The 19860-nt window shown below is 49.3% G+C and carries 15 protein-coding genes and 1 CRISPR repeat array; of the genes, 14 read left to right on the top strand and 1 reads right to left on the bottom strand.

Going from position 1 to position 19860, the window contains the following annotated elements; translation table 11 throughout:
- Positions 1–7 precede the first annotated feature (7 nt).
- Positions 8–2074 carry an ATP-binding protein gene (locus GFS31_RS19415; protein WP_198808474.1) on the bottom strand — a complete coding sequence of 689 codons (2067 nt, stop codon included), beginning with the start codon at positions 2072–2074 and terminating at the stop codon, positions 8–10.
- Positions 2075–2389: 315 nt separating this feature from the next.
- Between GFS31_RS19415 and cas10 the strand changes: the two genes are divergently transcribed.
- From cas10 to GFS31_RS19345, 14 genes are all read left to right on the top strand, one after another.
- A complete protein-coding gene (gene cas10, locus GFS31_RS19410) occupies positions 2390–5575 on the top strand; it encodes a type III-B CRISPR-associated protein Cas10/Cmr2 (protein WP_198808473.1) in 3186 nt (1061 codons plus the stop codon).
- 41 nt (positions 5576–5616) lie between these two features.
- Positions 5617–6762 carry a type III-B CRISPR module-associated Cmr3 family protein gene (locus tag GFS31_RS19405; protein ID WP_225907734.1) on the top strand — a complete coding sequence of 382 codons (1146 nt, stop codon included), beginning with the start codon at positions 5617–5619 and terminating at the stop codon, positions 6760–6762.
- Positions 6755–7558, top strand: a complete 804-nt coding sequence (gene cmr4, locus GFS31_RS19400) for a type III-B CRISPR module RAMP protein Cmr4 (RefSeq protein WP_198808471.1) — start codon at positions 6755–6757, stop codon at positions 7556–7558. Before GFS31_RS19405 ends, cmr4 begins: the two co-directional genes overlap by 8 nt.
- A 26-nt stretch (positions 7559–7584) precedes the next feature.
- On the top strand, positions 7585–7797 hold the full coding sequence (locus GFS31_RS19395) for a hypothetical protein (protein ID WP_198808470.1): 213 nt from the start codon (positions 7585–7587) through the stop codon (positions 7795–7797).
- Positions 7794–8048, top strand: a complete 255-nt coding sequence (locus GFS31_RS19390; protein ID WP_198808469.1) for a type II toxin-antitoxin system RelE family toxin — start codon at positions 7794–7796, stop codon at positions 8046–8048. Before GFS31_RS19395 ends, GFS31_RS19390 begins: the two co-directional genes overlap by 4 nt.
- A gap of 23 nt (positions 8049–8071) precedes the next feature.
- A complete protein-coding gene (locus GFS31_RS19385) occupies positions 8072–8464 on the top strand; it encodes a hypothetical protein (protein WP_198808468.1) in 393 nt (130 codons plus the stop codon).
- 6 nt (positions 8465–8470) lie between these two features.
- A complete protein-coding gene (locus GFS31_RS19380; RefSeq protein WP_198808467.1) occupies positions 8471–10477 on the top strand; it encodes an RAMP superfamily CRISPR-associated protein in 2007 nt (668 codons plus the stop codon).
- Between the two features lie 89 nt (positions 10478–10566).
- Positions 10567–12102 carry a hypothetical protein gene (locus GFS31_RS19375; RefSeq protein WP_198808466.1) on the top strand — a complete coding sequence of 512 codons (1536 nt, stop codon included), beginning with the start codon at positions 10567–10569 and terminating at the stop codon, positions 12100–12102.
- A gap of 39 nt (positions 12103–12141) precedes the next feature.
- A complete protein-coding gene (locus GFS31_RS19370) occupies positions 12142–12573 on the top strand; it encodes a hypothetical protein (RefSeq protein WP_198808465.1) in 432 nt (143 codons plus the stop codon).
- Between the two features lie 41 nt (positions 12574–12614).
- Positions 12615–13904, top strand: coding sequence for a hypothetical protein (locus tag GFS31_RS19365; RefSeq protein ID WP_198808464.1), 1290 nt, complete (start codon positions 12615–12617; stop codon positions 13902–13904).
- A gap of 104 nt (positions 13905–14008) precedes the next feature.
- Complete coding sequence (gene csx18 / locus GFS31_RS19360; protein WP_225907735.1) at positions 14009–14293, top strand: CRISPR-associated protein Csx18; 285 nt, start codon at positions 14009–14011, stop codon at positions 14291–14293.
- The gene (cas1, locus tag GFS31_RS19355) at positions 14293–15288 is read left to right on the top strand and encodes a CRISPR-associated endonuclease Cas1 (RefSeq protein ID WP_198808462.1); all 996 of its coding nucleotides are present in this window, start codon (positions 14293–14295) and stop codon (positions 15286–15288) included. The genes csx18 and cas1 overlap by 1 nt, the downstream gene beginning before the upstream one ends.
- Positions 15289–15294: 6 nt before the next feature.
- Entirely contained in the window at positions 15295–15573 is a 279-nt protein-coding gene (cas2, locus tag GFS31_RS19350) for a CRISPR-associated endonuclease Cas2 (protein WP_198808461.1), read from the top strand.
- Positions 15574–15776: 203 nt separating this feature from the next.
- A CRISPR array of direct repeats spans positions 15777–19477; the repeat unit is 36 nt; unit sequence CTCTCTACTCGCTAGAGAACTCATTTGAATGGAAAC.
- Positions 19478–19598: 121 nt separating this feature from the next.
- Complete coding sequence (locus tag GFS31_RS19345; RefSeq protein ID WP_198808460.1) at positions 19599–19838, top strand: hypothetical protein; 240 nt, start codon at positions 19599–19601, stop codon at positions 19836–19838.
- The last annotated feature ends 22 nt before the right edge of the window (positions 19839–19860 follow it).

The raw sequence follows: 19860 nt of genomic DNA, 5'->3' as shown, positions 1-19860 counted from the left end.
CATGCCATTAGGGGTGAGGATTGTATAGCTGAACCAGCGCCTGACTGAGATGCGCCATTTCAGCCACCATTGCGGCTGGGGCCACCAGTTTGACCTCAGCGCCAAAGCCTAGAATCCAGCGGCGTAGGTCTCGATCCTGCTCCGCCCAGCGGGGAAGCATGACCTGAAGGCGATTCGGGTAAATGGGGTCTGGACTAGGGGGCAGGCTAAACAGGGCATCGGAGGAGGCTGTGGGGTTAGGTGGCCTGGTCTTGGATCGCTTCGGCGACATCTTCATGGCTGCGATGGGAAACCGCTGGGTACCCTCGCTGATAAAAGCAAACAAGGCATCGGTGAACCAGAGTTCTAGCATGAGGGAGGCTTGGGCCTGGGTGTCGGGCCGAGGGCTGAGAAATTGGCGCTGCATCTTGGCGCTGTGGCCCAGATAAAGTCCACTGCTGGCTTGATAGAGCCGCTGTAACCGCTGGAGGGCTTGGCGTTGGACGGCTCCATTCCGTGTTTGAGGTTGGAGTCGGCCTCGAAACAGGCGATCTAGACGCTCAAACTGCAATAGTCCCATCTCTGGGCCATCGGCACGTTCGTAGGCTAGGTACCAGGCAATGTTGTGGAAGACAATCTGCAAGGGCCATGCCTGAAAGAACCCGTCATCGGTGGTCTCAAACCGCCCCACTCCCGCAAACCGATTGAGCTCTAGCAACTGCCCCACCTCAATTTCATGCTCTAGCTGAGTCAGGGTTCTGGCGAGGGCTGTGGCGGGCAGTCGTTCAAGGTCAATGATGCTACGGTTGCCAATGGCCCGCACCGGGTAGAGATCCGCTAGGTCGTGCTGGCTGCGTTGGAGACGGTCGCGCAGGGTGTCCAGCAGCGCCAGGGCGGTGGGGTCTTCGATATTTTTGGCCTGGGCCTGGAGAACGCTGGCCACCTTCAGCAACTCCGACTCCGACAAAATGCCGCTGCCCAAAAAATAGCCCCGTCGTAGCCGTGCCGCCGGGAGTAATCCAAAGGGCTTGAGCACTTGTTCGATATCTTTCCGCAACGCCGCCTGCCCCTCTCCCACCAGTAGCCCATGGGCCTGCATGGCTACCGCTACACTCGCCAAGCTGCTTTGAAGCTCCGGTTGCCAGCAGAGGGGATGATGGGCCACGAATCGAATGAACGTCATCACCCGCTGAAAGGCCACCCAATCGCTGTAGGGATGGGGAGTCTCGACAGGCTGCTCCAGCTCTGGCCAGGTTAAGGCCGCCACGGTGGGCCGAGGGCTGAGAAAGCCATTCGCCTCCAGCCACGCCAAATCCTGGGCCAGCGCCGTCGAGTCCGCATACAACTCCCCCCGTTGACGGGCCATCACGGCGCAGATTTCCGCCATCGCATCGGGAAAGGTGGGAGGAGAACCCGCTGACAATAGCCGTTGCAAACCACTGGGATCTCGATCCTGAAGATGGCCTAGCCCTGGATAATGCACCAGCAGGCTGAGTAGATGCAGCAGGCGATCAAAATCGAGCAAGGTGGAATAACGGTGGCTTTGCAGGCGGCTATGGCGGTTGCGGCGGTTGATGCGACCCCGTTCTAAGCCCTGGAGCCGTGATTGGATGTAATCAATGCTGGCCTCAGCCTCTAGGGCATACACCGCCCAAAACCCCTCGGCGGCCAGGGGCGGAAACTGTCGCAGAGCCAAATGAGCCGCCTCAATGACCCCAGCGGGCACCTGGCGTTCTCGTTTCTGGTTCCATTGGTGACAGGTGGCCAAGGGTGTCTTAAGATGCCAGCCGATCCAATCGACTCCCAAGGGTTTTAGCCGCTGCAACAGGGCCATGCGCCAAGGCCGTCGCGCATTTGTGGCGTCATAAATCACACTCTGGCCCTGATCCACCTCTTCCCCAATGCGGCGCATCACCTCCGACTCAATCTCCGGCCACGACCCCTGCTCCGCCGCGCAGCCATAAAGCTCCTGGCGAATCTGATCCGTAGACACGATGCAACTGTGAGATAAAACAGCCTGCATGCGCTGAGCCAAGGTGCTTTTGCCGCTGCCCGGTGGCCCAATCAACAGGTGGCAATATAACGGAACGACCATACCCGTCCTCCCTGGAAGGAATAGGCCCATTGTAGGAGCGCAGATCTAGCGCTGCCGCTGCCCAGCGCGAAGGACGAACTCAGGGCCACGCCTAACGTAACGGTTGGTATCCCTAGGTAACGTCCTGCAAAGTCTTCTAAAGAGATGTCGAGTCCCCGTTATTCCTCTCGCGTCCTTGGGTATTCAAGGATAGGTGGGTCGTTTCGTCGTTCGCGTTAAAACCATTTTCTTTTCCAAAAAGCTCAGCCATACTGGGCCTATGGTTCGCTGGCTATCCACTCCGTATAGCCCTATCCCACCGCACAGGCATGTTCTATGACACAACTCTTCTGGCAGGCCAAAATCTGGGGCCTATTACATGACCCAGCCCTGAAAGCGCTGCACGATAACTCTGGGCGAGGAGGCAATAGCTTTTGGGAAAAACTGACTGTCATGCAAGACTGGGTGAATCAGGGCTGGGATCCTGAAAGTAAGTCTGGCAAGGGCTGGCAACATATTCGCCTTGCAGACTATATTGCATCGGCAAGTGATCGTGGTGCCGTTGGTAGCCTATCCATACCTATCAACTACAACGATCAAGGCTTAGAAACGCACCACTTACTTTCTGGTGAGCCCCGTCAACTCAAACTCAGTAGCAGTGCCCATCAAAAGGTAATGCAACCAAAGCGAGGAGACTTTTTAGCCCGTTTAGAAGATACTTTGCTACCGCCTGAAATTCAAGCAGAAACCGATGCTCGCAAGGTGTTTTGGTGGCTATGGCGTTGCTTACCTGTAGCCACTTTTAAGGCATTTGATAATGATGAGTCTTTGCTACTAATGCCTGCGGAAACTCGTTTGCCAGATAGTTCTATTTGGGATCATGCCAGCATTACTGCGGCCCTTGCCGGGGCACTGACAGGCCCAAGTCTGACCCCACAAGACCTGGAACGCTGGAATAAGGATAGTCAAAAAGAGTTACCTCACCTGGTTTCTTTTACTTTTACACCGATTCAAGAATTGATCAAAGCGAGTCGAAAGATGCGCGATTTTTGGGCAGGTTCCTGGATTTTGCACTATCTCTCGGCACGAGTGTGCTGGGCGCTGGCCTGGAAGTATGGGCCGGATAGTGTGCTATATCCCAGCCTATTTCAGCAGCCCTTGATTGATCATTGGCTGCTGAACGGTTTACCAAACAGCGACTTTAATGGGTGGGCGAGCGGTAAAAACGGTCAAGGATCTGCCTTTCAAGACTATATTGCATCCCCACAAGAAGCTCAGCTATTAACAGCAGGATTTCCTAATGTAATCGTCATGCTGCTGCCAGAGTCTAAGGTTCAGGCTGCCATGCAGCAGGCTAAAGCTGTTCTGAAGGAGGAGTGGCTACGACTGGGTAACTTGGTTTTTAAGAATCTACATACAGAGTGTCACTGGATGCCGGGATTAACCGAGGAACACAAAACCTGGTCAGGCTGGCTAGATAGCCAATGGCAAACCTACTGGAGTGCCGTACCTATTGGTTATGACGCCAATAAGTTAAAGATTGCTGCCTTGGGAGAGAATAGCGCCCAGGAGCTTGAGGAGTGGCGGGAAGAACTCTACCAGCTCTATCGAATCCCTGGCCAAAAAGAGAAGGATGGAAAAGAAGACGATGACAGGCTGAAAACTTTACCACCCTTCACTCCAGAAGAACTCAATTTTCTCCGAGAAGCCTATCAACATCGTCTAGACAAGCAAGGCAGAAGCTTTAGTGTCAACGTGGGTTCCTGGTGGCCTTATGCCTTTAGCAGCACACGAACAGCCCTGGCTGGGGTGAAAAATGCCCGGAACTGGACATTGCCCACCGCCTTTGGCACCCGGTCAACGATTTCAGGCATTGGGCCAGTAGTTCACCCCCACGCTGACAAGGAGGCATCCGAGCAGACCATCAAGCAACTGTGGCAACGTCGGGCTGGAGTATTTGACGGTAGCGAGCAGTTAAATGCAACTGAGGTTCTCAAGCGTGGATTACACCATGTCTTAGAGGAATTATTCGGCCTCGATGAAGACAAGATGACGGCTTTCTATCCCGATCTCACCGCTGGGGTGGCAGGCTATTTGCGGCATCACCAAGGTAAAGAAGCCCATCTTCGGCAGTTTCGGAAAGTTGGACAAGAGGTTGATTGTGAGATTCAAAATTTAGGAGGTCGGTTAAGACGGTCTCTAGGACAGGCTTGGGGCATTCCCTGGATTGACGCTGATCCGCAGGCTGATTTACGACCCTATCATGCTCGACTACTCAATGCGGGTTGGTTGCTAGAAGAAATTGAGAGTGACGAGATTGACCAACTAGAAAAACAGATTGAACAGGAGAAAGACCCACAGATTCAGCAGAGCTATCGACAACAACTATCAGAGGTTAGACAAGGACTTCGCCAAGCAATACAGCAAGTTATTGATAGTAATTATCCCGGCAACTCTCCTGCTGATTGGTATGTGCTGGCAGCGGGAGATGGCGATGATATGAATGGCTGGCTGAAGGGCAATCGTATGAAACCCTATAAAGACTATATGCCCACTGAACTAGCCAAGAAAGTAGATCAGTATCAGTTTCCTGACGAACTAAAATCAGCCTTTTATGAATTCTGTACTAAGGTTAAAAAGCGAATGGGGCCAGCGACCTATAACGCACTCTCTAGGGCACTCCTAGATTTCTCTAACCAGCTTGTCCCTTACCTAACCGAAAAACGCTATGCCGGACGCTTAATCTACGGCGGTGGCGATGATGTACTGGCCTACACTAACCTCTGGGAGTGGGATAACTGGTTGTGGGATATTCGCCAATGCTTTAAGGGAGCCAAAGATCCAGAAGAAGAGCGGATTGCAGCAAAAAAAGGACAACGGGCGCTAGATGAACCATACTTTAAGGGTGTTGGTGACTATTGGGAATGGCAGGGCAAAACGGCAACCGCAACGCTACCTCAGCGACCCCTCTTTACCTTAGGACAAGATGCCACTATTAGCTTTGGGGTGGTGATTGCCCATCATTCGGTACCATTGGCCATTGCTCTTGAAGCCCTTTGGAAAGCCGAAGAAGGCGCTAAAGAGCACTCCTACATGGACGGTAGTGTTAAGACCGCTAAGGATGCGGTACAAGTTCAAGTGCTCTATGGCAATGGCAACAAGCTGACGGCCACCAGCAAGTTTGAGGTGTTCCACCAGTGGCAGGCACTACTGAGTCTGATTGAGAACTTGGAACCTTCTCTGTTTGAGCAAGCGGCTAGTCTATGGGATCAACATCCTGCGCCTGTTCAGGGGGCTATTCCAGCCTGGGTGACGGCTTTTTGTTTGCGTCGAGACTTCTTTGCTGGGAAAGATAGTGATAGAGAAGCATTTTCAAAAGCTCTTACAGCATGGCTAGAGACTCTGTGGCAAAAAACTCAGGATAACCCTGATGAACGTAAGAAAACCATCATGAACTGGCTGAAGCTAGCGGCCTTTGTCCTACGAAAACGGCATATTAAATTGCCAGGAGGTGCCCAATGATAGCGACTGACCCAGCGTCAATTTCAGCTACAGCAGAAGCATTGCATCCACGTTATTGGTATACCCTCACCCCCTTAGATATCTTGCTATTTCGGGATGCTAAGCCCTTTAGTCCTGGTGAACGGGCCTGGGCCAAGAGCGTATTTCCTCCCAATGGTCACACCCTGGCCGGAGCGATTCGGGGACTGTTGCAGCAGGATATTCACATTAACTTAACGGGGCCATTTCTTTGTCATGGTGGTCAGTTACAGTTCCCTAGGCCAATGAACTTTGTGGGTGAGCGGCAGCTTGTTCCAGTTGAATGGATTTCGCCGTTACCTCGCCTGATGTGGGATCGGCAGATGCCCATGCCCTTGATGACGGAAACCGGGGACGATAGTTTTAATGAGGACAAATCCAAAAAAGACAAACTGCGTCAATTTCTGAGCGTTGAGTCCATTCAAAAACTTTTGAATGGAGAGTCTTTGAGTGGAGAGGATTGGCTATGCCCTAAAGGCGAGTTTCCAGAACCCTGGGAGGAAGAATCTCGCCCCCACAATACCCTGGAAGCAGGGCATCGCACGGTTAAAACCAGCGATGGCTATTTTGTTGAAAATGCTATTCGGATGCACCAAGGATGGAGCATTGCCCTGGCGGTGGATGACCAGACTCACCAGGCACTCCAGGCGCAAGGTATTCCCGCTGTCTTACAGCTAGGGGGCGAAGGACATCGGGTCTTGATTGAGCGGTGTCAGCCTTTGGATGAGCAGTGGGACAGCCTACAAGCCAAGTCCAAGGAAAACTATCAACAGGCCGAGGCCGTACTCGCCCAAGATCCTGCAAAGGCGAAATCATTAGCCTACCTGGTTACGGCTGGTGTCTTTGAGCGGACTTCCAATGGCGTAGCGACTTGCCAAGCTTGGCCCTGGGAATGGAAATTGGCCCATGCCCCCAACAAAAATCAAACCCCTGGCCCTTTGGTGAGTGTGGCAACCGCTAGCCCAGTCCCGATTAGCGGACGACGACGACAGAATGAGGAAAGCGTCCCAGCTCCTCAGGTGTTTGCGGCTCCACCGGGCAGCGTGTATTACCTACAACGGCCAGAGCCACTACACCAAGAAGACCCAGCCCAGAAAGCCCATAAATGGCGGAAACTAGGCTACTCAGAACTACTTTGGATTCCCTTTGGAGTAAATAAAAATGATTGAAGATTTGGTCTATCTCTACCTGTTGTCTCCCCTGCATACAGGAGGTACGACCCAGGAAGGTAATTTGCTAGGTATTGCCCGCGAGTCGCATACAGCACTACCCTATATCCCTTCAAGTTCTATTCGAGGGCGGTTGAGGGCTGCTACACCCGCAGACAATCGATCAGCACTTTGGGGTAACACGATTGAAGATGTTACTAAAGGAAGTGACAGCAATCTAACTCAAGGCAATCTTTGGATTGGTGATGGCTCAATTCTTTGGATTCCGGTTCCGTCTCTCAGTCATGGGGTGGTATGGGTGAGTAGCCCCTTGTTGCTGCGCCGCTGGGCTAGGCTACATGGTGTTGAAGCGGAGATTCCTGTCGATTACAGCACTAATCTGGGCAACCAAAAGCCTGTTTATCTAAAGGATGCCATCCTAAAACCAACGGAGTTAAAGGACTGGGATACCTGGAAAATCTTTGTGCCTCAGACAGAGCAAGCTAACGGAATTCAATCAGTCCTAGTTCTGCCTGATAAGCATTGTGCCACGCTGATTCAGATGACGCTATGGCGGCAGGTCAAGGTAAAACTAGATGAGCATAAAACGGTAGATGGGGGATTCCGATATGAAGAAGCTATCCCCCCGGATACGTTGATGTATTTTCCTTGGGGCGTGACGGCCCAAGCTAATGGTAAAGGGGGTGATGCTAAGCAAGACTTTAAGAATCTCCTCGCTAGCCATGAGCTGCTGCAAATTGGTGGGCAAGAAAGCCTAGGTCGAGGTTTTGTACAAACTTGGCTAGCATCTAACTAACCCATTCGCTAAGGAACAGTGGCCCTATGGACAGCTTGCAGGAACGTTATCTCACTGATGACCAGGGCAACCGCATTGGCGTGTTGCTGGATATTGCCGCCTATCAGCAGTTGCTCGACAAGCTGGAGGAGTTGGAATCGCTTTATGCCTTTGATCAGGCAGTAGCATCCGAGGATGAATCTATGCCTCTGGAAGATGCGATCATGGAAATCGAAGCTCAGCGGACCTCATCCCCATGAGCTATCAGGTCTCCATTTTACGACGAGCTCAAAAGGAACTGGGAAATTTGCCCCCCGGTGTCTTTGAGCGGGTTCGGGATGCCCTTAGAGCCTTGGCTGAGGAACCCCGTCCTGCTGGGTGTAAAAAGCTCCAAGGTCGAGAAGGTTGGCGCATTCGAGTAGGAGATTATCGAGTGCTTTACACCATTGATGATGCTCAGAAAACTGTCGAGGTAGTTCACATTGGGCATCGTCGAGATATTTACCGTTAATCGCTTTCAAAGGGAAAAGGGCTATGGGATTTGATCCGCGCACAATGGGAAAGCCTGTCTATGAGGCACTAAATAAATTGAGCCTAGATCACCAAGGTGATAACTCAACACTTAAGGATCAGAAAAATCAGGCTGTTGAGCTATATACCTATCTTTCGACCTGGGGACTGATGCGCTTGAAGGCAGAGGAAAAAGCTCTTAGTCAGGAAGGTAAAAAGCAGATTGTCAAAACGTTTTTTGAATGTCTAGAAAAAATCTCAGAAACAAAGAATCTGTCAAGTTCTGACGGATTAGAGATTTTAAAGAAACTAGACGCTGATGACTACTTGGGACTTACTGGCCTAGGTTTAATAATTGCTCAGGAATTTAGCTTTTGGGCTACGGCTGTGTATGTTGGGATTGAACTAGGAGAGTAATTAATTATGGTTGATCCATTAAAAAAGCCTCAATGGTCAGAAAAGTCCAAGTCAGTATCTAGATCATCTCAGCAGTCAAATTCTAATAATCCCAAAAGGATAATTCCATCACCTAAACGCAAAGGTTCTGACGGTGGAAGTAATGGAGGTAGTGGCGGCAATGGTGGACGAGGCGGCGGTAACGGTGGTGAACCTTCGCCTTGGCTCATTACCCCAGATGCGACCCCAGATCCGACAGCCAGCTTTGTGGAGTATCTGCGGTGGATGCGAGCTTATCAGAAGGAGGATGGTACCAAAGACGCGACTAAGGTGCAGATTCTCCAGATGGCGGAGGAGAAGGCTAATTATCGGGATCGCCTCAATACCTTGACCAACCGCACTAAGCTCATTGCCGGGGAGGGGAATACCTTTCAGGTTAAATGTCTGTGGCGCATTCGGGTGGGTGGGCACCGGGGGCCGGAGAGCATCTTGCTACCTGCCTTTGACGCTCTAGGAATGCCCTATATTCCGGCCAGTACATTACGTGGTGTCGCTAGAACCCAGGCGATCCGGGAACGGATGGAGCAAGAAGGATTATCTTGGAAACAGGCGGAAGAGAAAATTTCTCGGCAATATTTTGGCTATCTGGACAGCAAATGGAGTGAAGAACGATCTGGTAAAGTTGTTTTTCTCGATGCCTACCCTCTACCCCAACAATCGGGTAAAGGCGGGGGCTTAACCGTTGATATGGCTAACAACATTTGGTCGTGGGATGCCGCAGGGCGAGATTTGCTCTATTCTCCGAACCCCAATCCCTTCTACTCGCTGAATGAGGCGACCTTTTTAATTGGGTTGCGCTCTACAAGTGCTGGTGATCCAGAAATCCTAGAACAGGTTAAGCAATGGCTTAGCCGTGGCCTAGCTTCAGGTATTGGCTCTCAAGTCAATACGGGCTATGGAAGCTTAGTCCGGGCAGGTCAGAAAGCTTTAGATGATGCTTTCTTTAGCCTAGATTTCACCTTAGAAGGCCAACTCATTCATGGTCGGCAAAAGTTCACTCAGTGGGGAAAGAATAAACGCGATGAGTGGCAGATGCGGGGAAATCCTGATGCTGAGGTACGCCCGGTGGCGTTCAAGTCGATGTTGCGCTATTGGTTCAGAGCCTTTGCCCTGGGGGTGTTACCATCGCGGGAGGTACAGCAACTAGAGGGGCAGCTTTTTGGGGCGATTAACCCAAAACAGGTACGAGGATGGTTAAAATTTCGGACAATTGAATATGACTCCTTCAAAGAAACAAAAGATGATCCGGCGCAACAACAAGGAAATCTGACTATTTATCCATCAGATAGTTTTTTCTCAAGTGAACACAAAGATGTTCTCAAGACGTTAACCAAATCGCTAGTCTGGTTGGCCTTTCACTTAGGAGGAGTAGGACAAGGTGCAAGACGACCTTGTTATTCCCGTAATGGCAATCCACGCTGGCGAGGTTCAAGCTTTCTTTATGACGAGGCAGATGATTTCTGGGAACTGCCTGAATCCCTGAACGAATCTAAGAAAGTTTTTCAGATTCACTTTTCAAACTTTCATAAATCAATCGAAGATTTATTGAAACTTGAAAAGTTAGATCAGAGAATAAATGCCATCAATAAGCCCCTTTCTGCGTTAGATGTAGAGGCTCATACTTGGGTAGATGCAGTCGATAAAAATTGTGTCGTTTTGATTATTGACAAAAAATCTAACGGCAGAAAATCTTTTTCTCTAGATCTTTTACATCAACAACTGCATACCTTAGAAAACGACAAAAAGTGGAGAGATGCTAAAAGTCTTTGTGGAGGTGCAAAAACTGATAGAGTTCTAATGTATGGACGGGAAGTAGAACGGAAGGCTGTACCATCCCCTATCCTGATCTCAGAATTTGGAGACTACCAAATCGTTACAGTCTTTGGTGCAACTCAAAATCCACGGAGGTGCTATCTCGACGAGCTTAAGCGTCAAGCTCGTGGCAACTATGTACAAATCTTTCCGTTTGCTTAGGTCATCAGCGACTTTGACATCCTAACCCACAAGCAAACTTGCATCACTTGCTTGGCGATTCTTTATGCTCTGAAAAAGGAACAGGCTTTATGAAAACGCTCATCATCACCGTTGGAACGCGCCAAGTGGGTTGGCGGTGCAAGGATGGTGTTGTTCGCAGCCTGGGGGCTGATGGCAGCAAAAGCGACCCTGCCCATATTGATGAACTGTATCAAGATGAGCTGGGGTTAGAACGAGGGCACCACCAAGACGAGGGGAGTGCTCGCCCCTATCCCTGGAGCGTTTGGGATTTGGGCCACCGCCTTTATCAGCACTGCCAGGGGAGTGGCTTTCAAAACGTCGAGCTACTGCTGGATCAGGTCATCCTTAACCAGTATTTACCCCAGGGACTAAGCCATGTCGTTTTGTGGGGCACCCAGCAACCCGAAAGCGTGTCCTGGAACTATCGCCGCATGGATACGGCTTGGCTATCTGAGCTAATGGCTGGGAAGCTACGGGAAAGGTATCCAGAGTTGTCGGTCAAGGTCTTTCGGCCTACGGTGGGGGCCGTGGATGCAGAGGTAATTCGCGACGTACTGGAAAGCGAACTTCTGCCCTTTGCTCTGGGTACTCGCCAGCTAGGGGATGACGACTTTACTCTGCTGATTGAAAACAAGGGCGCAACCCCTGCCATGTCTGAGGGGCTGAGCATCTGTGCAGCAGCCCTAGTGCGGGATTGCCAGGTGGTGACGGTCAGCCCCATTGAGGCTCGTCCGCTCTATCCCCAGTTGAGTGATGCGGTAAAGACGGTAACTACTGCCCAAGAATGTCGTGCGGTGAATCTTGGACAATACTTTTGGCCTTTGGAAAGAGAGCGTATTCTCTCCGCTTGGAAACGAGGAGACTTTGCAGAAGCTAGAGTTTGGCTTTCGGCACATCGAGATCGCTATCAAGCCTTGTATGACTTAGCCGAATACTTAGCCTTAGCAAGTAATTGGCAGCTATTGGACGCATTGCAAGGACTACAGATATGGCTAAACCAAACACCTACCAAACGCAAAGTCCTGCCTGACGTTCGCAAGCAATGGCTAAAGGATATTGAAATTCTTTGCAAGTCTAAACAAAAGCAAACTCCAGAGAGCCGTTATTTTAGTATTTGGGAGTCGCGTCTAGCCATCTATGTAAACCTTCATCGTCATAGTTACACTTCAGCATTCTTGCAATTTGTCCAAGTCATAGAAAGATTGCTATTTTGGCGATATCAAAATGAAGATTGGATTGAGAAAGGCTATGTAACACCACCAGAAAGTAAGAAAAATTGGGGCGTAAAATACAAAGCTACTTTTTGGGATTTGCGAAATGCCTGGAAAATCATTTGTGACTTACAAGACAATAATTCATTAGTCAAGACTCTGGCTTGGATGAATGATATGCGTAACGATATTGTTCATAAAAATGAGCCGCTTCACTTTGATGTTTTTGTTAGCCATCTGAATTTATCTGGGGAGACTGATTTGTCAGACGAAAAGCTATATCAAGCTATCGAGATATTCATCCAGCAGTTCTGTCAACCCGACTGTCCTATACCAGATCGCTCTCTGCTGCAAGACCTTTACCATTGGGGTATTGAGCAACTTCAGTCTTAATGATTCTGCTTCCACCTACCTATACCAGGAGAACCGACCATGTTTGGCGCACCCCAAGGCGACCCCCGCGTTAAGCGAATGCTTGATGCTCTAGAGCTTAACTATTCCGTTGATGGCGATGGTGACTTTAAGATTGGTGTTAAGTTTGATGATGGCCGATCACAGTTGGCCTATATCAACTCGGATACCCAGTTTATTAACGACTTTGAGATTCGTGAATTGTGGTCGGTGGCCTATGTGTCTAAGGGCTATTTAGATATTGATACGGCCAATACGCTGCTGATGAAGAACCATGATTTAAAGATTGGTTCTTGGCGATTGATGGATGTGGGAGACAATACCTATTTGGTGACGTTCTGCATTCAAATTGCGGCGAATTGCGATCCTAAATCCTTTGCACAGAGTCTTTCGTTAGTATTGCGTATAGCGGATGACATGGAAGAGGTTCTGACTGGAAAGGATGATCTCTAGTTTCGTGCTGTAGCTATCCCTGAGTTGGACGTCTTATTGTCATGGCGAGTGTTCTGATTTCTTTTGTAGGTAATCAAGATCCGGTTTCGGATGGAACCCGTGAAGATGGCTCAATTATTAGTTTGGTGCGCCATTTAATGGCAAATCAGCAGGCGGTTCAGCGGGTAATATTGCTCTACACAACGGGGGCGAGTGGGACGGCAGAGCGGGCGGAATTGACCCAGGGTTGGCTCACGGATGCGCCTTTTCACTTTGCGCCGAGTGCGGTTGATCTGATTTCGGTGGGGGAAGAGTTGTCCCATGATCCGGTAAATTTGTGGTTGGCGGTGCAGGTGGCTCAGCGGGGGTTGGGGGTGGCCTTGGCGGCGGCGGATCGCCTGGAGATTAATGGGTCTTCGGGCACTCCGGTGATGAAGTCGGCCTGGAGTATTTTGCAGGCGGCGGGCTATGCGCCTAAGAGTCGTTTGTGGCAGGTGCGGAATCCGAAGGAACAGCAGCCCGGTCAGGCGCGGGTGTTTGAGAGCAACATTCAGGTGTTGCGGCAGGCGTTTGATATTCGGGCGATTCGGCAACAGTTGCAGGATTATAACTACGTGGGCGGGCTGACAACGCTGAGGACGGCGGGGCTGGCGACGCCTACTCTGGAAGCCCTATTGACCTATGGTCATCGGCGATTGTCGTTGGATTTTGGTGGGGCGAAGGATGCTTTGAAGGGGCTGGGTACGGCTTCTATGCAACCCTGGCGGTCTTCGGTGGAGGTGTTACTTCAACGCGATGCTCTGGCGCTGATGCAGGAGGCTTATTTTAATGGCGTGGTGGAGTTAAAAAATCGTCAGTTTTCAGATTTTTTGGTGCGGGTATCACAGTTCTTGGAGATGGCGCTGGAGCACTTTGTTTCGCAGCAATTGGATCAACGGCCTAGCTTACCCAAGGGTTTTGATGAGACGGAAGCATTCTGGCGTCATCTCAGCCAAAACCGACCTCAGCTCTATCAATTTCTCCAAGACTCTAAGTTTAAGAGTTATCCCCTTCGGCTAGATGGCTTTCCAAATCGTCCAACGCTTTTAGCGATTCTGAGATATGGGCAATTTCCTCAACTTGCGGATCTTGAGTTTCTGGGGGCTTGTTGCGAACAGCGTAATCGCTATATTCACCAATTTGAAGGAATCTCTGACTTGAGCGATGCTAATGCGATTCTTCAGGCTTTACGTCGGATTCTAGAACATCTTGGATTACAGGAACTGACTAATCCCTTTAATCAGCTTAATGATGCGATTAGTCAGTTGTTAGAGAGTACTTTTCCTGCCGCGAATCAGCCACTTTTGGGTTAAACCCTGGGAATCCAGCTTCCTTTCGTCGTTCGCGTTGAAACCCTTCTCACTGGCCTGTGCCTTGGCTAGGGTTGAGGAAGTTGTTTCTTCCTGGAGTTGGGATGATGTATGTAACGATGCGGGCGGCGCTGGTACGGAATGCGGTGGTGTCGGTGTTTAACGGCGGCATTACCTTGGCGATTTTGTTGATTGCACCCTTGGGGCTGGCGGCGGTGATCGCTAATACGCTCTTGGTGGCGGCGTCTACGCTGGTGATGACGACGGCGGGGGATGGGGTGGTCTATTTCCTCCAGGGCGGGCGGGCCTCGGTAGAGAGTTTGCCTGGTCGGCCCAATAACCGCTCTATTCAGCGGCGGGATGATGTGGATCCGCCTTCCCGGTATCGCTAATGCGGACGCTTTATATTTCCCAGCAGGGCTGCTATGTCTGCCTTCAGCAGGAGTCGCTGTTGGTGAAGCAACGGAATGAGGTGGTTCAGCAGGTGGCGTTGCCGTTACTGGAGCAGGTGTTGGTGTTTGGGCAGTCGCAGTTGACGACCCAGGCGATTCGGGCCTGTCTATGGCGGGATATTCCGGTGGCCTACCTATCGCGGATGGGCTATTGCTATGGTCGGCTAGTGGCGATTGAGCGGGGCTATCGGCAACTGGCCCGCTACCAGCAAACCCTTGAGGGGGTACATCGGCTGGTGGTGGCGCGACGGATTGTGCAAACAAAGCTCCACAATAGCCGGGTGTTGCTGATGCGTCAGCAGCGGCGGCAGGGCGGCGACGGTCTACCGTTGATTTTGGATACGCTGCAACACTTGGCGGAGCAGGCCGGACGGGCGGACAATGTGGATCGCCTGATGGGCTTAGAGGGAGCAGGGGCCGCAGCCTACTTTGAAGGGTTTGGCCAATGCCTACGCCAGCCGGAGTTTACCTTTGTATCGCGCAGCCGTCGGCCACCGGGCAATCCGGTGAATGCCATGCTCAGTTTTGGCTATCAAGTGCTCTGGAATCACCTGCTCAGTCTGATTGAACTCCAGGGGCTCGACCCTTACTATGGTTGTCTCCATGAGGGCAATTATCGCCATGCGGCCCTAGCGTCTGACCTGGTGGAGGAGTTTCGGGCTCCGTTGGTGGATTCGCTGGTGTTGTGGTTGGTGAATACGCGGGTGATGGATGTGGAGGAGGACTTTAAACCCCACAATGGTGGATGTTATTTGAATAATCAGGGTCGGCGTAAGTTTTTGAAGGCGTGGCTACAGCGCATGGAGGAATCGTTGCAAACAGAATCGGAGGATGAGGCTCAACCTCGCTGGGATTTACTCAATCGCCAGGTGAAAGCCTATAAGCAGTTTGTCTATGCTCCGGTGGAGGTGTATACACCCTATCGCATTCGGTAAATGGCGATGTTTCTCTATCTTGTGACCTACGATATTCCATCGAATAAACGTCGTAAAAAGGTGTCAGACTTGTTGGAAGGTTATGGTAAACGAGTACAGTATAGTGTGTTTGAATGTGTGCTAGAACCTCACAAGTTCGCTGAGCTAAAACAACGGATGAAAAAACGAGTCAATCTCGATGAAGATTCGGTACGATTTTATCCTCTCTCTAAGCACACGCTGAATCAGGTAGAAACCTGGGGAGGGGTGCCCCTAACGCCAATTCCAGGATCGTTTATCGTATGATTTCCTCTGTTTTGATAATTTTTGCGACGGGGTCACAGATTACCCAAAAGCCCCATTCTCTCGTTGAGGCCGTCGATGCCATACTACATAAGGGTTTCAGTCCTTGCCAGAGGCCAAAAAACGGGCTGCTGGCTGACCCAAAACAGACCCCGTCGATCCAGGGGATTGAAATCCTTGCCCCCTATGGGTTTCAATAGGGGGGACTCTCTACTCGCTAGAGAACTCATTTGAATGGAAACGTCACAAACCGGGCGGAAAATTCATCATTGAGTGACTCTCTACTCGCTAGAGAACTCATTTGAATGGAAACTCCCTTGCCTGGTTACGTTCGTGCGAACGTTGATCGGCTCTCTACTCGCTAGAGAACTCATTTGAATGGAAACTTATGTAGCAATAACGCCTTAGTAACTGCTGATACGCCTCTCTACTCGCTAGAGAACTCATTTGAATGGAAACTTCAGTAGGTACAGGCTCAAGTTGATGACAAGATTCACTCTCTACTCGCTAGAGAACTCATTTGAATGGAAACATGAAAGCATAAAACCGCCTGATAGAATTCCGTTGACTCTCTACTCGCTAGAGAACTCATTTGAATGGAAACCATTCTGAAAAGCTATAGTTGTCAGTAGTTCTATGTACTCTCTACTCGCTAGAGAACTCATTTGAATGGAAACATGATTTTTGGTACGATGAAGACATTTACTACGGTGAACTCTCTACTCGCTAGAGAACTCATTTGAATGGAAACTTGTTTTTCATCGTCTAATACAGGATAATCTGATAACTCTCTACTCGCTAGAGAACTCATTTGAATGGAAACTGCGAATCTATAGGCATTATAAGCCTGTTTATCTTGTCGTCTCTCTACTCGCTAGAGAACTCATTTGAATGGAAACGTTATCCCAGGGGTTACAACCTCATAGGCCGTTTTACTCTCTACTCGCTAGAGAACTCATTTGAATGGAAACTTTCGGATTTGCTTGTCGGTGGAAAGTCCAATCAAGGCTCTCTACTCGCTAGAGAACTCATTTGAATGGAAACTGTAGCAAGGTAGCTTCAAGGCATTCTGTAGCAGTCTCTCTACTCGCTAGAGAACTCATTTGAATGGAAACCGTGGCCTTTTTTGCTGTTTAGTCTGCGTAGTACGGACTCTCTACTCGCTAGAGAACTCATTTGAATGGAAACGCGGACTACCAGGACAAGCCCGTTAGCCACACCTAGAAACACTCTCTACTCGCTAGAGAACTCATTTGAATGGAAACAATTGGTACATACCTAAAAACCTCAGCAGTGAATTCTCTCTACTCGCTAGAGAACTCATTTGAATGGAAACGACATTTTTAAGAATCTCAGAAACAGATTTGGAGCTCTCTCTACTCGCTAGAGAACTCATTTGAATGGAAACAGAGCATCACCTAGAACCTCAAAACAAAACTGATAAATCTCTCTACTCGCTAGAGAACTCATTTGAATGGAAACATATTCTTTGTTTTCCTAATGCCAAGCTAGGAATTTTCAGGGCACACTCTCTACTCGCTAGAGAACTCATTTGAATGGAAACCATGTTCATTCCTTTTGTTTCAATAAAATCAGTATAGCTCTCTACTCGCTAGAGAACTCATTTGAATGGAAACCACCAATTTTGTTATCTTCTGTTAGTAGCACTTTTACCTCTCTACTCGCTAGAGAACTCATTTGAATGGAAACATATGATCGCCGTTAGTCGATAACTCCTGATACCTAACTCTCTACTCGCTAGAGAACTCATTTGAATGGAAACACTTTGCTTCTAAGGGCTGGTTCACGCTTAATTAGCTCTCTCTACTCGCTAGAGAACTCATTTGAATGGAAACCCTTTGAAACTGTGGATAGACCCTAGAATCACAGTAGCCTCTCTACTCGCTAGAGAACTCATTTGAATGGAAACTATCCTTTTCAGGGTGATAAATGATATCCCAGTTAGCTCTCTACTCGCTAGAGAACTCATTTGAATGGAAACAATTAGATTACCTTGTAAACGTCTACATCTTGAGAACTCTCTACTCGCTAGAGAACTCATTTGAATGGAAACTAAAATCCCGCTAACCTATCTTTTAATTCGTTTACAGCCCTCTCTACTCGCTAGAGAACTCATTTGAATGGAAACTCCATACGTTCCGTTCGATGATCTCTGGGGATACGCCTCTCTACTCGCTAGAGAACTCATTTGAATGGAAACTCTCGTTCATCAAAGGCATCTCGATAGATTACCTCTAACTCTCTACTCGCTAGAGAACTCATTTGAATGGAAACTATGTGGATACTATGGTTCGACCAGCCCCGAAGCGACTCTCTACTCGCTAGAGAACTCATTTGAATGGAAACTCTGGTTCCCACGATTCGGGAGGAAGGCTCGGAAATTCTCTCTACTCGCTAGAGAACTCATTTGAATGGAAACTGGGTGTGACGTAGTGAATGCCCATCCACTAATTTACTCTCTACTCGCTAGAGAACTCATTTGAATGGAAACAAGGTAAGTTTCCTGTAATCTAGCCCAAATTCCCTTAGAACTCTCTACTCGCTAGAGAACTCATTTGAATGGAAACGGCACGCAGGCGTCAGCAGGAAGGGGCTGGGGTTTGTCGCTCTCTACTCGCTAGAGAACTCATTTGAATGGAAACAGGAACAATGACCAAGCTAGGTCGGCCCAGTTTTTGCTCTCTACTCGCTAGAGAACTCATTTGAATGGAAACAAGAAATGATTTCCATGGTGAGAATTACCAATTAGGACTCTCTACTCGCTAGAGAACTCATTTGAATGGAAACTTGTTACAAATTGTAAGACTACCTTGACAAGACCACACTCTCTCTGCTCGCTAGAGAACTCATTTGAATGGAAACTGCTAGGCTGAATCGCCTTCAAGCCCATAATCAGCGCCTCTCTACTCGCTAGAGAACTCATTTGAATGGAAACCTCACGATGCTAAACAGCCGCCCCAAAATGCGCGAAACCTCTCTACTCGCTAGAGAACTCATTTGAATGGAAACTGATAGTGTGTGGTGGGATAGCGGTCTAGAGCATTCAATCTCTCTACTCGCTAGAGAACTCATTTGAATGGAAACGATGGTCGGATGGACAATGGGATAAGGGTGGACGGCTCCCTCTCTACTCGCTAGAGAACTCATTTGAATGGAAACAGCAAACGGGTGGAAAACCAACATTCTCGTGAACGTCTCTCTACTCGCTAGAGAACTCATTTGAATGGAAACGACAACAAAGGGCTATATAGCAATTTACTTTCTATTGTGGCTCTCTACTCGCTAGAGAACTCATTTGAATGGAAACGCTGTTCTAAATGGTCATCCTTGACGCCTAGTCGCTCTCTACTCGCTAGAGAACTCATTTGAATGGAAACAAAATAGTCCTGACTATCTAAGATTTTTTAGGAACGTTGACTCTCTACTCGCTAGAGAACTCATTTGAATGGAAACTTCCCAACCAGTTCCCCATTCGACTCGTCCATACGCTCTCTACTCGCTAGAGAACTCATTTGAATGGAAACTCGAAAGGACTTTAACTGCATCGTATAGGCGGGATTACTCTCTACTCGCTAGAGAACTCATTTGAATGGAAACCCTGTTATTCCCCCCAATAGGGCCGTTCTGCTACGCCTCTCTACTCGCTAGAGAACTCATTTGAATGGAAACGGGGTATTAATCCATCCCCCTTTACACTCGATATATACTCTCTACTCGCTAGAGAACTCATTTGAATGGAAACGCTTTTGGGGCGCGGGCTTAGGCTCAGCCGATTTGGCTCTCTACTCGCTAGAGAACTCATTTGAATGGAAACTTTTTGCCCTCGTTTTTGCCCTTCAGGACAAAGGAGCTCTCTACTCGCTAGAGAACTCATTTGAATGGAAACGTCAGCTATCCTGCTGAAAGGGATGGCCACTGCCGTTGTGGGGACTAAGCCCATCCACAGTGCCAAAACCCTTGCCAAAAAACGCCTAACCCAACCCAAACCCGTCTAAAGGACTGCCACCATGACCCCAGAAGATGCCCTAAAAGCCCTCAAGGCCGAACACGAAGCCCTTGGGAAACAGCTTGAAGAAACCTTGCCTAGCTTGTTTAATATCTCGGTGGATGAGGTTGTAGACTTTCAGCCCGCAGGCCCAGACGGTGGTGTTGTAGGGCTGCTGAGGTCTGGGGAGCAATACTACCAATTCACCTTGGCCAATGGCAGAAAGGTGCTGCAAGAGGTTGAGGTAGAGCCCACCAATTAGCGATTTCCAGAAAATCAACCTC

This window comes from Leptolyngbya sp. BL0902, assembly GCF_016403105.1.
GTDB lineage: Bacteria > Cyanobacteriota > Cyanobacteriia > Phormidesmidales > Phormidesmidaceae > Nodosilinea.
The sequence above is the reverse complement of the archived record's forward strand: the minus strand, read 5'-3'. Positions and strand labels throughout refer to the sequence as shown.

Excerpts from the sequence above, each read along its gene's own strand:
- GFS31_RS19415 (WP_198808474.1), bottom strand. The coding sequence starts at position 2,074 with ATGGTCGTTCCGTTATATTGCCACCTGTTGATTGGGCCACCGGGCAGC.
- cas10 (WP_198808473.1), top strand. The coding sequence starts at position 2,390 with ATGACACAACTCTTCTGGCAGGCCAAAATCTGGGGCCTATTACATGAC.
- cmr4 (WP_198808471.1), top strand. The coding sequence starts at position 6,755 with ATGATTGAAGATTTGGTCTATCTCTACCTGTTGTCTCCCCTGCATACA.
- GFS31_RS19395 (WP_198808470.1), top strand. The coding sequence starts at position 7,585 with ATGGACAGCTTGCAGGAACGTTATCTCACTGATGACCAGGGCAACCGC.
- GFS31_RS19390 (WP_198808469.1), top strand. The coding sequence starts at position 7,794 with ATGAGCTATCAGGTCTCCATTTTACGACGAGCTCAAAAGGAACTGGGA.
- GFS31_RS19385 (WP_198808468.1), top strand. The coding sequence starts at position 8,072 with ATGGGATTTGATCCGCGCACAATGGGAAAGCCTGTCTATGAGGCACTA.
- GFS31_RS19380 (WP_198808467.1), top strand. The coding sequence starts at position 8,471 with ATGGTTGATCCATTAAAAAAGCCTCAATGGTCAGAAAAGTCCAAGTCA.
- GFS31_RS19375 (WP_198808466.1), top strand. The coding sequence starts at position 10,567 with ATGAAAACGCTCATCATCACCGTTGGAACGCGCCAAGTGGGTTGGCGG.
- GFS31_RS19370 (WP_198808465.1), top strand. The coding sequence starts at position 12,142 with ATGTTTGGCGCACCCCAAGGCGACCCCCGCGTTAAGCGAATGCTTGAT.
- GFS31_RS19365 (WP_198808464.1), top strand. The coding sequence starts at position 12,615 with ATGGCGAGTGTTCTGATTTCTTTTGTAGGTAATCAAGATCCGGTTTCG.
- csx18 (WP_225907735.1), top strand. The coding sequence starts at position 14,009 with ATGTATGTAACGATGCGGGCGGCGCTGGTACGGAATGCGGTGGTGTCG.
- cas1 (WP_198808462.1), top strand. The coding sequence starts at position 14,293 with ATGCGGACGCTTTATATTTCCCAGCAGGGCTGCTATGTCTGCCTTCAG.
- cas2 (WP_198808461.1), top strand. The coding sequence starts at position 15,295 with ATGTTTCTCTATCTTGTGACCTACGATATTCCATCGAATAAACGTCGT.
- GFS31_RS19345 (WP_198808460.1), top strand. The coding sequence starts at position 19,599 with ATGACCCCAGAAGATGCCCTAAAAGCCCTCAAGGCCGAACACGAAGCC.